At 41.0% G+C, this 14993-nt stretch carries 20 protein-coding genes; 12 read left to right on the top strand and 8 right to left on the bottom strand.

The window, feature by feature from the left end:
* Positions 1-4: 4 nt before the first annotated feature.
* Positions 5-364, top strand: a complete 360-nt coding sequence (locus tag AB1A65_RS14745; protein ID WP_366590653.1) for a CoA-binding protein — start codon at positions 5-7, stop codon at positions 362-364.
* On the opposite strand, the gene AB1A65_RS14740 is transcribed toward AB1A65_RS14745, so the two are convergent.
* Positions 348-1835, bottom strand: a complete 1488-nt coding sequence (locus tag AB1A65_RS14740; RefSeq protein ID WP_366590650.1) for a sodium:solute symporter — start codon at positions 1833-1835, stop codon at positions 348-350. The genes AB1A65_RS14745 and AB1A65_RS14740 overlap by 17 nt on opposite strands.
* 76 nt (positions 1836-1911) lie before the next feature.
* On the opposite strand from AB1A65_RS14740, the gene recR reads away from it, so the two are divergent.
* The 10 genes from recR to ftsY all read left to right on the top strand — a co-directional run bounded on the left by recR (position 1912) and on the right by ftsY (position 8844).
* On the top strand, positions 1912-2532 hold the full coding sequence (gene recR / locus AB1A65_RS14735; protein WP_366590648.1) for a recombination mediator RecR: 621 nt from the start codon (positions 1912-1914) through the stop codon (positions 2530-2532).
* A gap of 79 nt (positions 2533-2611) precedes the next feature.
* Positions 2612-3979 (top strand): dihydrolipoamide acetyltransferase family protein, encoded by a 1368-nt coding sequence (locus tag AB1A65_RS14730; RefSeq protein WP_366590645.1) that lies wholly within the window; start codon positions 2612-2614, stop codon positions 3977-3979.
* Positions 3980-4054: 75 nt separating this feature from the next.
* Positions 4055-4831 carry a 3'-5' exonuclease gene (locus AB1A65_RS14725; protein WP_366590643.1) on the top strand — a complete coding sequence of 259 codons (777 nt, stop codon included), beginning with the start codon at positions 4055-4057 and terminating at the stop codon, positions 4829-4831.
* Positions 4832-4846: 15 nt separating this feature from the next.
* Positions 4847-5458: a fumarylacetoacetate hydrolase family protein gene (locus AB1A65_RS14720; protein ID WP_366590641.1), complete on the top strand. Its 612-nt coding sequence runs from the start codon at positions 4847-4849 to the stop codon at positions 5456-5458.
* On the top strand, positions 5458-5796 hold the full coding sequence (locus tag AB1A65_RS14715) for an Hpt domain-containing protein (RefSeq protein WP_366590639.1): 339 nt from the start codon (positions 5458-5460) through the stop codon (positions 5794-5796). Before AB1A65_RS14720 ends, AB1A65_RS14715 begins: the two co-directional genes overlap by 1 nt.
* Positions 5797-7044: a competence/damage-inducible protein A gene (locus tag AB1A65_RS14710; protein ID WP_366590637.1), complete on the top strand. Its 1248-nt coding sequence runs from the start codon at positions 5797-5799 to the stop codon at positions 7042-7044.
* Between the two features lie 74 nt (positions 7045-7118).
* Positions 7119-7346 (top strand): 50S ribosomal protein L28, encoded by a 228-nt coding sequence (gene rpmB, locus AB1A65_RS14705; RefSeq protein WP_366590634.1) that lies wholly within the window; start codon positions 7119-7121, stop codon positions 7344-7346.
* Positions 7347-7373: 27 nt separating this feature from the next.
* Positions 7374-7556 (top strand): 50S ribosomal protein L33, encoded by a 183-nt coding sequence (gene rpmG, locus AB1A65_RS14700; protein ID WP_036383212.1) that lies wholly within the window; start codon positions 7374-7376, stop codon positions 7554-7556.
* 34 nt (positions 7557-7590) lie between these two features.
* Positions 7591-7743 carry a DUF4295 domain-containing protein gene (locus tag AB1A65_RS14695; protein WP_072879696.1) on the top strand — a complete coding sequence of 51 codons (153 nt, stop codon included), beginning with the start codon at positions 7591-7593 and terminating at the stop codon, positions 7741-7743.
* 144 nt (positions 7744-7887) lie between these two features.
* Positions 7888-8844 carry a signal recognition particle-docking protein FtsY gene (ftsY, locus tag AB1A65_RS14690; protein WP_366590632.1) on the top strand — a complete coding sequence of 319 codons (957 nt, stop codon included), beginning with the start codon at positions 7888-7890 and terminating at the stop codon, positions 8842-8844.
* Between the two features lie 65 nt (positions 8845-8909).
* Here the strand turns inward: ftsY and AB1A65_RS14685 are convergent, their stop codons facing one another.
* The 3 genes from AB1A65_RS14685 to AB1A65_RS14675 form a co-directional block, all read right to left on the bottom strand.
* A complete protein-coding gene (locus AB1A65_RS14685; RefSeq protein WP_366590630.1) occupies positions 8910-9281 on the bottom strand; it encodes a nuclear transport factor 2 family protein in 372 nt (123 codons plus the stop codon).
* Between the two features lie 210 nt (positions 9282-9491).
* Complete coding sequence (locus AB1A65_RS14680) at positions 9492-10202, bottom strand: DUF1028 domain-containing protein (protein ID WP_366590628.1); 711 nt, start codon at positions 10200-10202, stop codon at positions 9492-9494.
* A 308-nt stretch (positions 10203-10510) separates the two neighbouring features.
* Complete coding sequence (locus tag AB1A65_RS14675) at positions 10511-10999, bottom strand: hypothetical protein (RefSeq protein WP_366590625.1); 489 nt, start codon at positions 10997-10999, stop codon at positions 10511-10513.
* 254 nt (positions 11000-11253) lie between these two features.
* Here AB1A65_RS14675 and rimO point away from each other — a divergent pair, with 254 nt between their 5' ends.
* The gene (gene rimO, locus AB1A65_RS14670) at positions 11254-12561 is read left to right on the top strand and encodes a 30S ribosomal protein S12 methylthiotransferase RimO (protein WP_366590623.1); all 1308 of its coding nucleotides are present in this window, start codon (positions 11254-11256) and stop codon (positions 12559-12561) included.
* A gap of 1 nt (position 12562) precedes the next feature.
* Here rimO and AB1A65_RS14665 read toward each other — a convergent pair whose 3' ends face one another.
* The 4 genes from AB1A65_RS14665 to AB1A65_RS14650 are packed head-to-tail and all read right to left on the bottom strand — an operon-like array spanning position 12563 to position 14927.
* Complete coding sequence (locus AB1A65_RS14665) at positions 12563-13072, bottom strand: SRPBCC domain-containing protein (RefSeq protein WP_366590622.1); 510 nt, start codon at positions 13070-13072, stop codon at positions 12563-12565.
* Positions 13069-14202 (bottom strand): serine hydrolase, encoded by a 1134-nt coding sequence (locus AB1A65_RS14660; RefSeq protein WP_366590619.1) that lies wholly within the window; start codon positions 14200-14202, stop codon positions 13069-13071. The genes AB1A65_RS14665 and AB1A65_RS14660 overlap by 4 nt, the downstream gene beginning before the upstream one ends.
* 10 nt (positions 14203-14212) lie before the next feature.
* A complete protein-coding gene (locus AB1A65_RS14655) occupies positions 14213-14470 on the bottom strand; it encodes a hypothetical protein (protein WP_366590617.1) in 258 nt (85 codons plus the stop codon).
* Between the two features lie 4 nt (positions 14471-14474).
* On the bottom strand, positions 14475-14927 hold the full coding sequence (locus tag AB1A65_RS14650) for an SRPBCC family protein (protein ID WP_366590614.1): 453 nt from the start codon (positions 14925-14927) through the stop codon (positions 14475-14477).
* Positions 14928-14993 lie beyond the last annotated feature (66 nt).

Raw genomic sequence — 14993 nt, 5'->3', positions numbered from 1 at the left:
ACAAATGAATACAACACTTGTTTTTGGGGCTTCTTCAAACCCGGGGAGATACAGTAATTTGGCAATTCGTAGATTGGTTGAAAACGATATTGATACAATCGCGTTCGGAGTAAGTGGGGGAACTGTATCCGGAGTGCAAATTAAAGACAACTTGGCTGAATTTCAAAATATTAACACTATAACGTTGTACCTCAATCCAAAAAATCAGAAAGAATACTATCAAAAAATAATAGACCTTAAACCAAAACGGGTGATTTTTAACCCCGGCACAGAAAACCCTGAGTTCTACAAACTTCTCAAAAATGCAGGTATAGAGGTAGAAGTTGCCTGTACCCTGGTGCTTTTGGCTACGGGGCAGTATTAGATTGCTCAGTGCGCTTTCCCTTTCGTATCAACCAAAGTCCAAAAAAGGTCAATAAGCCGTTTAAAGGTAAAAGTTCATACCCCATGACATAGCCACCAAGGTAGGACGCCGGAATATTGGCCACAAGAACAATGATGCCCACGGAAAGTAGCGATATCACCCAAACATAGCGATCCCAGATTTGGTATTTGGTGAAAATGCCAAAAGCAAATAGGCCCAACAACGGCCCATACGTATAGCCCGCAACGGTCAATAGACTGTCAATCACATTGCTGCTAAGAATGTATTTAAAGGCTATGATGACCAGTACCAACATAATGCTCATAACAATGTGCGTGGTTTTTCGAATTTTCTTTTGCTCTGCATCGCTTTTCTTCTCAACAGCCAAAAAATCCACACAAAAAGAAGTGGTCAGTGAGGTAAGGGCACTGTCTGCACTACTGTATGCTGCCGCAATAAGGCCAAGCATGAACGTAATGGCCAAGGTAAGTCCCAGACCCCCGTTCAATGCAATCTCGGGGAAAAGTAAGTCGGTTTTCGGTGAGCCATCCATCAAAGGGATGCCTATTCCATTTCGTTTGGCATAAATGAACAACAGAACACCCAATAACATGAACATAAAAGTGACCGCTACCAATACAATACTGAAGGAAACCATATTCTTTTGGGCATCTTTCAACGATTTACAGGTAAGGTTTTTTTGCATCATGTCTTGATCAAGTCCCGTCATACAAATGGTCACGAACATCCCTCCCACAAAAGATTTAATAAAGTAATTACGGTCTAAAAAGCTCTCCGTATTTAAAAAGGCATTATAGTCTTTTAGCTCATCCGAAGCCAAAAACTCCCCAAAGCTCCAACCTAATTCTTTATTGATCAAAACAATGGATAGAATCACGGCTACTATCATAAAAAGGGTCTGAAGTGTATCGGTCCAAACAATGGTTTTGATGCCCCCTCGATTGGTATAGATCCAAATCAACAATATGGAAATTACCACCGTAAACTCAAACCGAAAGCCAAGGTCATCAAAAACAAACTGTTGCAACACAATGGCCACTAAATACAAACGGAAGGCCGCTCCCAAAACCCGTGAAAGGAAAAAGAAAAATGCCCCTGTCTTGTGACTGGTACTACCAAATCGCTCCAAGAGGTACTCATAAATGGAAGTAACATTTAACCTATAATACAGTGGCAGTAACAGGAAGGCGACCACCATATAGCCAAAAAGGTAGCCGATGACTACTTGCATATAGTTGAACTGGGTATCCTCAACCCAACCAGGAACTGAAATGAAGGTGACCCCAGATAGTGAGGCCCCCACCATACCAAAAGCAACCACATACCAAGGTGATTGCCTGCCGGCTTTAAAAAAGTCTATGTTGGAATCGTTTTTACCCGTAAAATAGGAGATAAGAATCAGCACCAAAAAATAGGCGCCAATAAGCAGGAGGATTTGCGTCGCCGACATATATATAATTTGATTTGCAAAGTACGAAAGTAAATTGGTAAGTCTAAAATCGTAATTTTGTGGGAGAATATAGAATATGGAATTTTCATCGAAGCTTTTGGAAAATGCGGTTTATGAGATTTCGCAATTGCCAGGGATAGGCAAACGAACGGCGTTGCGCTTGGTGCTTCATTTGTTGAAACAGCCCGAGGAGCGTACCCAGCACCTATCCAATGCATTGATGAAGCTCAAAAGTGAGGTCAATTTTTGTAAAAGCTGCCACAATATTTCAGATACCGAATTGTGCGAAATCTGTGCCAATCCAAAGCGTGATGAAAGCTTGGTCTGTGTGGTTGAGGACATCCGCGACGTAATGGCTATTGAGAATACCTCGCAGTACAACGGACTGTACCATGTTTTAGGCGGAAAAATATCACCCATGGAAGGCGTGGGCCCACAAGACTTAAACATTACCTCATTGGTGGACCGCGTAAGGGAGGGAACTGTAAAAGAGCTCATTTTTGCCTTGAGTTCCACCATGGAAGGCGATACCACTAATTTTTATATCTATCGGCAATTGGAAGGGATGGAAATCACCACCTCGACCATTGCGCGTGGTATTTCAGTGGGTGATGAACTGGAATATGCTGATGAGGTCACTTTGGGCAGGAGTATTCTCAACCGTGTTCCCTTTGAAAGTTCCATGAAGGCCAATTAATAAACATAAATCAATAATAAGTCAATTTCTTTAGTATTTTTGCAAAACAGAAGTCAATATTATATCGCTAACTAAGAATATGTCAAAATTCGAATTAAAATTACCGCAAATGGGAGAAAGTGTCGCCGAAGCCACCTTAACCAGTTGGTTGAAGGAAGTAGGTGATACCATTGAGATGGATGAGGCCGTTTTTGAGATAGCCACGGACAAGGTAGATTCTGAAGTGCCCAGTGAGGTCGATGGTATATTATTGGAAAAACGATTTAATGTAGATGATGTAATTCAAGTTGGTGACGTAGTTGCAGTTATCCAAATTGAAGGAGAAGCTGAAAATACCTCAAGCGGTATTGATTCGGAGGGGGAGAGCGAAGTAGAAGATGCTATGGAAGAACCTGTCATGGCCTTAGAAAACCAGATGACCCAAGTAAAGGAATCCGTTTCAGCCCCAGCACATGATTTTTCAAGCTCGGAGCGGTTTTATTCTCCACTGGTGAAAAATATAGCCAAGGAAGAAGGGGTTTCCATGGAGGAATTGGAAGCGATTGTGGGTACTGGTTTGGAAGGTCGTGTTACCAAAAACGACATTATGGCATTTTTGGAGCAACGCTCCACAAATGGCAGCAAACCAGCGGAAACCACTACAACTACCACCGTTGAAGAAAAAGTGACCACAACAGAACCCAAAGCACAAAAAGAAGCCGCGGAGAAACCCAAAACCGCCCCTGTTCAAGTTGGAAAGGATGATGAGGTAATCCCATTGACCCGAATGGGCAAGCTCATTGCCCATCACATGGTAGAAAGTGTGTCCACATCGGCCCATGTACAAAGTTTTGTGGAGGTCGATGTCACCAACGTGGTCAACTGGAGAAACAAGGTGAAAAAGGCTTTTGAGGAGCGTGAAGGCGAAAAACTCACCTTTACCCCAATTTTTATGGAAGCCGTGGCCATGGCCCTGAAAAAATATCCCATGATGAACATTTCATTGGATGGGGACAAGGTCATTAAAAAGAAGCATATCAATCTGGGAATGGCTGCGGCCCTTCCAGATGGCAATCTTATTGTTCCAGTTATTAAAAATGCAGACCAATTAAATTTGGTGGGCATGGCAAATACCGTGAACGATTTGGCCAGCAGGGCCAGAAACAACCAGTTAAAGCCCGATGAAGTCAAAGATGGCACCTACACCGTAACCAACGTTGGGTCGTTTGGCAGTGTTTTTGGTACTCCAATCATTAATCAGCCGCAAGTAGGTATTTTGGCTCTCGGTGCTATTCGTAAAATGCCATCGGTCATCGAAACAGACCAAGGGGAGTACATTGGTATACGTAGTAAAATGTTCCTTTCCCATAGCTATGACCATAGGGTAGTCAATGGCGCTTTGGGCGGAATGTTCGTAAAAGCCGTGGCCGATTATTTGGAAGCATGGGACATAAACCGGGAAATCTAGCAGAAAATAGCATATTCCTATTACAATCCTTAATTTAGACCGATGAAGCCTAGTTTCATCGTTTAAAAGCCCCACATGCAATTACAATTAACAAAACCGATCTGTTTTTTTGATTTGGAAACCACGGGAACCAATGTGGTAAAAGACAGAATCGTAGAGATTTCCATATTAAAGGTATATCCAAACGGGAACAAAGAAAGTCGTACTTGGTTGGTGAATCCAGAAATGCCCATTCCGCCAGAGTCGGAAGCTATTCATGGCATATCCGATGAAAAGGTTGCCAATGAGCCCACCTTCAAACAACTGTCCAAGGAAATTTATAAAATGATTAAGGACAGTGATTTAGCCGGTTTCAATTCCGATAGGTTTGATATTCCCCTTTTGGTAGAGGAAATGCTGCGGGCCGATGTAGATTTCGATATGAAGAACATGGTGTCTGTGGATGTGCAGACCATCTTCCATAAAATGGAAAAGCGCACCTTGGAAGCAGCGTATCAATTTTATTGTAAGAAGAGTTTGGAAGATGCCCACAGTGCAGAAGCTGACACTCTGGCCACCTATGAAGTGTTATTGGCGCAATTGGAGCGTTATCCAGAATTGGAAAATAATATAAAAAAGCTGTCTGAGTTCACCACCCGAAAACAATCGTTGGATTTTGCCGGATTTATTGGGATAGATGAAAACGATCAGCCTATTTTTGCCTTTGGAAAGCATAAAGGGAAGACGGTGGACGAAATCATGGAAACAGAACCCGGTTATTTTGGCTGGATTTTAAATGCGGATTTTCCATTGTACACCAAAAAAGTACTTACCCAAATCAAGTTGAGTAAACTCAACAACAAGTTGTCCTAAATAATTCAGAACCCCATGAAGTTGATATGTATTGGCAGAAACTATGCCGCCCATATTGATGAGTTGAGAAATGAAAGGCCCGAAGAGCCTGTGGTCTTCATCAAACCGGATTCGGCCGTTTTGCCCAAGGAGCAGGATTTTTATATTCCCGAATTTTCCAACGATGTGCACTACGAGGTGGAGGTTTTGGTAAAAATCAAAAAAGTAGGGAAGCATGTTGCCAAGCAATTTGCACATAAATATTATGATGAAATCGGTCTTGGAATAGATTTCACCGCTCGGGACCTTCAATCCAAACTAAAGGAAAAAGGATTGCCATGGGAAAAAGCAAAGGGTTTTGACGGCGCCGCTGTTGTTGGTAAATGGGTTTCCAAAAACAAATTTAAAAACGTTGATGATATAAGCTTTTCATTGCATAAAAATGGAGAAAAGGTGCAAGATGGAAACACATCCTTGATGTTGTGGAAGATAGATGAACTCATTGCGCATGTTTCCACCTATTTTATGCTTAAAAAAGGAGATATACTCTTCACGGGAACGCCAGCAGGTGTTGGTAAAGTAAGCCCAAATGACTACCTTTCAGGTATGCTTGAAGGAGAGCAGCTATTTGAAATTAATGTAAGATAATGATTTACAGCCTCGATAAGATAAATGAAATGGCGGAAGGGGACGAGGATTTCGTAACCTCTGTAGTTTCGGTCTTTCTGGAAGAAGTTCCTGCGGACTTGGATGGTTTGGAAAAAGCCATTGCAGAAAGAGATTATGAAAATGTGTATAAATTGGCACACAAAATAAAACCCAATGTGGATATATTGGGTATGGAACAGACCCGAGCCAGAGCCCTTGAAATTGAGACCATGGGAAAAAACACGGCTAGCATTGAAGAGATTGAGGAGAAATTCCCAATGCTAAAAAAAGATGTGCTGCAGGTGGTGGCCGAATTGAAAAAAGACTTCGATTTATAGATGCAAGCCGAGATCATCACCATTGGGGATGAAATTCTCATTGGGCAGATAGTGGACACCAACTCCGCTTTTATTGCCAAGGAACTGAACAAAATTGGTGTTTCTGTGTATCAAATCACCTCGGTGCAGGATGATAGAGACCATATTTTGCAATCGCTCAAAGAGGCCGGCGAGCGTTCATCGGTGGTCATCGTCACAGGTGGGCTGGGACCAACCAAAGACGATGTCACCAAACATACGCTTTGCGAGTTTTTTGACGATGAATTGGTTCAGGATAAAACGGTTCTGAATCATATTGAGGAGCTTTTCAAAAAATACATCAACACACCCATTTCAGATTTAAACCGGCAACAGGCTTTGGTGCCGACCAAGGCCACAGTATTGCACAATGCCTTTGGTACTGCCCCGGGACTTTGGATGAAAAAGGGCAATACGGCCTATGTTTCGCTTCCGGGGGTGCCGTATGAGATGAAAAATCTTATGACCCGTTTTGTTCTGCCCAAAATTGTGGAAGACTATGAGCGGCCCTACATTCTGCATAAAACCATAATGACCTATGGACTTGGGGAAAGTGCCATTGCCGATAAAATTGAGGATTGGGAAAACAACTTGCCCAGCTTTATCAAATTTGCATATTTGCCCAGTTTGGGAAGGGTGCGGCTTCGACTTTCAGCAAAAGGAACGGATAGAGATTATTTGATGGCCGCTATAACCGATGAGGTGAAGAAATTGTACCCCCTTATTGGAGACATCATTGTTGGGGAAGAGGAGGATGAATCCATAGAATACCAGATAGGCAAGTTGCTTACAGACAAACAGCTCACATTGTCCACTGCGGAGAGCTTTACCGGAGGTAAAATAGCCGAGCACATTACATCCATAGCCGGGGCGTCCAAGTATTTTAAAGGAAGTGTGGTCAGTTACGCCACTGAAATGAAGGTGAAACTGCTGAACGTTCCAGCTGAACTGATTCAAAAGCATTCCGTGGTCAGCGAAGAGGTAGTTATCGCCATGGCCAATAATGTGAAAAAGAGCATGCAAACCGACTTTGCCATTGCCACTACGGGCAATGCAGGGCCCACAAAAGGTGACTCGGATGCCGATGTGGGAACCGTTTTTATAGCCATTAGCACTCCAGAACGTACATTTGCACAGAAATTCAGTATGGGAAACTTACGGGAACGGGTGGTGGAGAAGTCGGTGAACAAGGCATTTGAGCTGCTCTTCAAAGAAATTTTAAAATTCTGAAAAAGAATTTTGTACGTCCCACTAAAATGGTATAAATTTGCAGCCTCAATAAAATCACTCAAATAGTTAGGGAGATGTCTAAAGTTTGTGAAGTTACAGGAAAAAAGGTGATGTTTGGAAACAACGTTTCCTTTTCCATCAATAAGACCAAAAGGAGATTTGATGTAAATGTTTCCAAAAAGAAATTTTACATTCCAGAAGAAGATCGTTGGGTGACCTTGAATGTTTCATCCAGAGGATTGAAGATCATCAACAAAAAAGGAATCTCTGCTGTATTGAAGGAAATCAATTCCAAAAAGTAAGTAGTCTAAGCGTTTAAGAACAATACAATGGCAAAGAAAGGAAATAGGATTCAGGTAATTTTGGAATGCACAGAGCATAAAGAGTCTGGTCAACCAGGTACTTCCAGATATGTTACCACCAAGAATAAAAAGAACACGCCAGATAGGATGGAAATCAAAAAATACAATCCTATCCTTAAGCGTATGACCGTTCATAAAGAAATTAAGTAATCAGGTTTTACAGAAACCGGTAAAAATATAAGCCATGGCAAAGAAAACAGTAGCAACACTTCAATCATCTTCAAAAAGATTGACCAAGGCCATCAAAATGGTAAAATCTCCAAAAACTGGAGCATACACTTTTGTGGAATCCGTTATGGCACCTGAAATGGTCAACGATTGGTTGAACAAGCAATAAGGGTTAATCCTTATCAAAAATATTGAAGGCCACTTTTTAAGTGGCTTTTTTATTTGTAGCTGTGGCAAGTCCTGTGCACCAGCTATTTTATGTTAAAAAACTCCCCTTACTTTCCTATCTTTGAAGATTCACTGACTGTACAAAATGAGTTTATTCAAGAATATATTTTCGAAGGACAAAAAAGAGACCTTGGACAAGGGCTTGGAAAAGTCCAAGACCAGTTTTTTTGGTAAGTTGGGAAAGGCTGTAGCCGGAAAATCCAAAGTTGATGATGAGGTATTGGATAATTTGGAAGAGGTTTTGGTTACTTCGGATGTGGGCGTAAACACCACCCTAAAAATCATAGATCGAATCGAGGAACGGGTCTCCCGTGATAAGTATATGGGAACCGATGAGCTCAACACTATTTTGCGCGAAGAGATTGCCGGGCTCCTTTCCGAAACCCATGTGGGCGAAGAAACCGAATTTACCGTCCCAAAGGATAAAAAGCCCTACGTGATCATGGTGGTCGGTGTAAATGGGGTGGGAAAAACCACGACCATAGGAAAGCTCGCGAGCCAATTCAAGAAAAAGGGATTAAAAGTGGTTTTGGGAGCTGCGGATACATTTCGCGCTGCTGCCATTGACCAATTACAGGTGTGGGCAGATCGGGTAGATGTTCCCATCGTGAAACAAAAAATGGGGAGCGACCCTGCTTCCGTGGCCTTTGATACCTTAAATTCAGCCGTGGCTGAAAATGCCGATGTGGTCTTGGTGGATACCGCAGGTCGATTGCACAATAAGGTCAATCTCATGAACGAACTTTCCAAAGTAAAGCGGGTGATGCAAAAGGTAGTGCCCGATGCACCCCACGACGTACTTTTGGTGTTGGATGGTTCCACCGGACAAAATGCCTTTGAACAAGCCAAACAATTTACCAAAGCCACCGAAGTTACCAGTTTGGCCGTCACCAAATTGGACGGAACTGCCAAAGGTGGGGTAGTGATTGGTATCTCGGACCAATTTCAGATTCCCGTTAAGTATATTGGTGTAGGCGAGGGCATTGACGATCTGCAGGTGTTTAACAAGTATGAGTTTGTGGATTCGTTTTTTAATATTTAAGAGTAGGGAATTTAGTTCAAGACAGGAACAAGCAATTACTTATAGCCATTGTTGGGCACTGTCATTTATTCGTTTCCTCTGCCTAAATACGCTCGGATTGATTTTATTTTTCCGTTAGAATTAATTGAGATAACATCAACTACATAAAGTTCCTCCGTAGAGTCAACGGTTATTTTCAGTTCAGATGCAACTGTATCTTTGTTTTCATAAGTAGAAAGCACTTCAATTTCTATAGAATCTGCATTTTCAAAATTTTTGCGCGTTTCATTTAATGCATTTTCCTTTCCTTCAACACGAATTTTCCAGTCTCGTAATACTATATCTTCGGAAAACATTTCTCCGATGCTATTTAAGTCCTTTTCTTCATACTTTTTTAGATATAAAAGACATATTTCTTTATTGGATTTTCCAGCGGAAGTTTTGTTTCTTTTATCCATTAGTTGAAATTCATTGGTCGTTAGAAATATTATTGAAATCAAAAGTGTTTTTATTTACATTCAATTTTTTTAATTGCGCCTAATCGACTATGAGTAGTTGCGGATTTCTACTCACAAACCTTTCAATTTTGCTCGGACCCCCCATTCTATATTTATACTTAAGTTTTAACATCTAAACTACTATTACTTATACACATAGTTGGTGGTAGGTTACTTTTTGTCTTTTTCCTCTTTCCGCCAAAATTCAAATTCTTCATTTAGTAAAGCTACAGCTGGTTTTCCACCCATTTCTATTCCTTGTATTGCTAGTTTCAAAATAGCACCATCTTCTGGTTTATAAACCATTATAAAGGCTGATCTTGCATACTGGGTTTGACATCTTTTATCTCCTCCTGCTTCTTCTCCTGCTTTTAAAGCCAACATCAAACGTTCAGATAGAGGTTTATCTCTATTTTCGTTATATGCTTTGTATGCATTTAAGACAACTTGTTTTCCAGGAAGAATATTACCCATTACAGCAAAGTCACCGCCCAACTGTTCCCCATTCCAATCCTTAATCTCAGAACCAGAATATACAAGAGGCTTTGTTTTAGAATCCAAAGTGATTAAGCCATATTGTTGTTTCTCAGGGTTGAATTTGTCATTTTTCAATTCCCTGAGTATGTCTTCTATATTAACGTCATTACCCATTAATTCAACGGCTTTCATTCTTGCAAAATAATTACTTCCAGCCTGTACCACGATAGCCCCTTTTCCAGGTACAATTGAAGCGATGCCTGATACATCGAAAGTACACGAAGCACCTACAATTCCAATTTCACCTGTTTTACGATCCACTGCAATTATAGACCACGTGGCATAGCAATGTGTTGAAAAAAGAATAAAGAATAGTATTAACAAAGAGGTAGTTTTCTTCTCCATATTTATTTTATTATAGATATTTATCTAAAGACCAAACGAACTTAATTCTGTTACACTATTATAACATTTTGAATGTGGAATTACTACCAACGGTCTCTTATAACCGTCAGTTACGGGTTAATATGCGTTAATTTTCGGTTTAGCACAGACTTTAGGAATTTCTAGTGGATTGGTTTACCCTGAGCGCAGTCGAATGGCGGTCGAATCCACCGACCCGAGCACGAAGTGCGAACTGGCGGAGCAAATTGCGGTTATATATTATTGTGCATAGTTTTTATTTATCAATTCTTTTGTTTTAATACAGCACATTATTGAATTGTCTTTATAATGAAAATCGAACCAATACATAGACCTAAAAATTCCATAAATCCGACCATGTAGTAGCCAAACCAACCAGTTTGAAATGCAATACCTTGTAATATGCCAACAATGATTAATGGAATTATCCATTCCTTTTTTCGTCGTATGATTACATCTATTAATACACCAATGTATACAGCTATTGATGCGAAATAGTTATGGAGTGAAATATATTCAGTAAAATAAGAGCTAAATGTTGCCAAACATATAAACCCTATTCCAACGAACCATTTGTTATATAGAAGCCAGCATCCTATTATTAGTAAAAAGAAGGTATAGAAATAAACCCTATCTGTATTCATTCCCATTATTGAAGAATAGGATGTTTTACTATGTAAAAGTAAATCAGCAAACCCTGTAATAATAAATCCAAATAATAATAATCCTGTAATCAATTTATTGATTGGATATTTTTTCAAAACCTTGTTATTCTTCATTGAATGGTAACGTTGTTAAATTCAAATGATTTTCAGTTAGTTTCCTTTTAATTTGTGTTTTGCAAATTATGCACAACTTGTTTATTTGAGCGTAAAATACATCTATATACCCCAAAATAGGAACAAAACCTATGTAAAGGATCATCTTTTATCCGTGGTAACCGTTTTATAGCGCTGCAATAGGATAAATATATTCCTATAACTCCATCGAATGCCCTGCCAAATTGTATTTTTGCAGATTATTTAGAACAACTATGCGGACAAAATCGCTAAAGAAGAATAAAATCAACGTGGTGACCTTGGGTTGTAGCAAAAATGTCTACGATTCTGAAGTGTTGATGGGGCAATTGCGTGCCAACAACAAAGAAGTGGTCCATGAGGAGGAGGGCAATGTAGTGGTGATTAACACCTGTGGTTTTATTGCCAATGCCAAGGAGGAGAGTGTCAATACCATTTTGGAATATGTTCAAAAGAAGGAAGCTGGGGAAGTGGACAAGGTTTTTGTGACCGGATGCCTCAGTGAGCGCTACAAACCTGATTTGCAACAAGAAATTCCCAATGTTGATGAATATTTTGGCACAAGCGATTTGCCGAATTTGTTGAAGGCCCTTGGCGCCGATTACAAACATGAATTGTTAGGGGAACGTTTAACGACCACGCCCAAAAACTATGCGTATTTAAAAATTGCCGAAGGTTGTGACCGTCCTTGCTCGTTTTGCGCCATTCCGTTGATGCGCGGCAAGCACAAGAGCAAACCCATTGAGGAATTAGTCTCAGAATCTGAAAAGTTGGCTGCCAAAGGCGTAAAGGAATTGATTTTGATTGCGCAGGACCTTACCTATTATGGTCTGGACCTCTACAAAAAACGAAACTTGGCCGAGTTGCTTCAGGAATTGGTAAAGGTGGAGGGGATAGAATGGATTCGTTTACACTATGCATTCCCTACGGGATTTCCCATGGATGTGTTGAAGGTGATGCGCAACGAACCCAAAGTCTGCAACTACATTGATATCCCGCTTCAACATATAGCTGACCCTATTCTAAAGAGTATGCGAAGAGGTACAACACAGGCCAAGACTACCAAATTATTGCAGGATTTTAGGGCAGTCGTTCCCGAGATGACCATCCGTACCACCTTGATTGTGGGCTATCCTGGTGAGACTGAGGAAGATTTCCAAACCTTAAAAGATTGGGTAAAAGAAATGCGATTTGAACGTTTGGGCTGTTTCACCTACAGTCATGAGGAAAATACCCATGCCTATTCTTTGGAAGATGATGTGCCTGAGGACGTAAAACAACAACGGGCCAATGAGATTATGGAGATTCAGTCGCAGATTTCGTGGGAGCTCAATCAGGAGAAAATAGGGAAGACATTCCGCTGCATCATCGATAGAAAAGAAGGGAATTATTTTGTGGGTCGAACCGAACACGATTCTCCGGATGTGGACAACGAAGTGCTTATCGACGCCTCCAAGCACTACGTGAAAATTGGGGATTTTACCGAAATAGAAATCACGGAAGCTTCCGATTTTGATTTGTACGGGGTTCCAACAACCAAGTAGGCTACATATTCACAAACTCAAACCCGGAGAGAGGAATGTTTCTTAGGTCGAACTCCGTTTCGTTGAGGAGTATCCCATGTTCCAAATATGCCTTTAGATTGGCCAACCAAAACGTCCATCCGTTGCTACAGCCATGGTGTATGTTCAATTTATTCTCCTCATCCGTTGGAATCTCATGTTGCTTTAAAATAAGGAGCACGGCTTTGTCATGGTCCTCCAGCGTTACTGAAACCTTGCTGCTGGTAAAAGTGACTTCCAAAAAATCCGTTCCATTGGCAGCAAGCACCTTTCCTGTTTCCTGTCCGTCCCAATTGTGCCACCTCCAGCTATATTCATCCCCTGCCTGAATTTTTTCATTGGCTTCCCGCGGCTTTCCATTGTTGGTATAAATGGCCTCGCTTAAAAACCAAGAGGTAATTCCTTCCGAAGTGCCCCAACACCAATACAGTTTTTCTTTAGGGGCCTTTATGAAAATTTTTTTGGTAAACTGGTCAAAAGTTAATTGGCTCATCGTTTTCGTTTTAATTCGTGTTCATACAACTCACGGCCTAATTGCGCCAAAAATGGAATGCCCACTTCGTCATAATCATAATCGTCGTCATTGAAAATTCCGTTGCTGTTCACCAAAATAGTGGCATTGATGATAAAATCGATGTTGTTTTTGGTGTCTTGGATATAGGCGCAATCGGTTAGGGTTCCATAGGCGTAGCCCACCTTATTGTAGATTTTGATATGCTCCGGCATGGGGTCATAATTGTCCCCAAACATGAAAAACTTTACATAGCTATCGTAATATTCCTCTGGGTCGTACCCTAATTTGGCGGGAAGAGTGTGCATGGTCTCCAACAAAAAGCTACGCTGCTCATTACTAAGATCAAACCGCTGTTCCCTTGGGAATGCCTCAGGAAAAATGACGCGTTTCAAAAGGGCATTTTGGGATTGGATGGGAAAGTAGTTTTTCAAGGAAAAATCAAAGGGCGCCTGCTGGAGCAAATCGTCTTCATAATACCCTTTTCCTTTTTTTGTTTTGCGTAATTTCAGTGGCTTAGCAGTAGTATTAATGATGGGTTTGCTAAGTACCGTGGTAGAATCGTTCAAATAAATGACCAAGGGTTTGGTGGTGACATCATCCCCATTTGGGGCGGATAATCTATGGGCAATCCGGATGGGTTCCACACCCCTATTGCGCATCCGTTGGTTGAGGTCGTCTTGCCCCAAAAACTCAACCAATCGATTATTAGCGGCATTGTCTGATACGGCAAAGATTTCTGAAATGGCTTTGGCAAAGGTAGTTTCAACCGAATCGCCCTCCACATAAAACAGGGTGTTGATGAAAAGTGAATCAAGTTCATTCAGTTTTTCAAGTGCCGCCACCGCCGCAGGAAATTTCGCCGTACTGGCCGGGTAAAAGTAGTTAGCGGCATCCACCTGAAAATCAAAATCGGTAAAAACGATGCTGTCGTTCCTTCGGTCTATCTGGGTGTATCGAACCTGGAGTTCATGTGCCTTTAGGTTGTCCATTACCCGTGTAATCAACGGATTTTTGGAACTGAGTGCGTTCTCCAAGGGGTCTTTATAATCGACGCTGCTGCAAGAAGCAGTGCTAACGATCAACCCCAATAGTAAAAATCTACCCCACATATTGGATTGTTTATTGCTCTCCCAAATAGATTTCGCCCCTATGCGGCTTTAATAGTTCTCTTACCTCTTTTAATTCAAACTCGGCAACGACCAAAAAAGCACTGCTGTGCGTTGGACTAAAATGTTCAAAACCGGTAATATCGAATTTTAACTCTTCGATTGTTACAAACTCTTCGAGGTGTTTTTGGTAATGTTCTGCAATCTTGGCAGCCCCAGGACCTCTAAAATCCCAGATGATCTTGATTTTCTTATCTAAAACTTTTTCCATAGGATCAGAGATGTTCAACAGAGGTTCCATTCTCGGCAAAAGCCTTAAAATCTTCCATATATTTTTTGGATTGCTTTTTGAACGCACCAGGCATTAAAAGTCCCATCACTTTCATCCCAAAACCTGAAAATTGAAATTCACTTTCAGAGATCCATCGGGTTTTTCCATCTTCTTCCTTAAAATAGTTCTTTTGAATGTTGTGCACCCCCTTGGTATCATAAGTGGTATGCATTTCTTCGGGAAGATTTCGTTTTATGATGGTTTCGATCATATCCATTTTACGGTTGCCCATTTTAAAGCTCAAGGCCATTTGGGCGCCTTCCTGACCTGGGTTTTTTGATAGCTGCTCGTAACCTACAAGTCCCCGCTGCCAGTGTTTCATATTATCTGGATCATCCAGTTTTTGTATGAATTCATCCCGCGGAAGGTCAACAACAATCTCTGTAGTATACTTCATTTTTTGATTGGTTTGGTACTAATGTAACAATTTCTGTGAAGGAATGCTCTACTAAAAATCTGTTAA

This window comes from Allomuricauda sp. ANG21, assembly GCF_040705235.1.
Lineage (GTDB): Bacteria > Bacteroidota > Bacteroidia > Flavobacteriales > Flavobacteriaceae > Flagellimonas > Flagellimonas marina.
The sequence above is the reverse complement of the archived record's forward strand: the minus strand, read 5'-3'. Positions and strand labels throughout refer to the sequence as shown.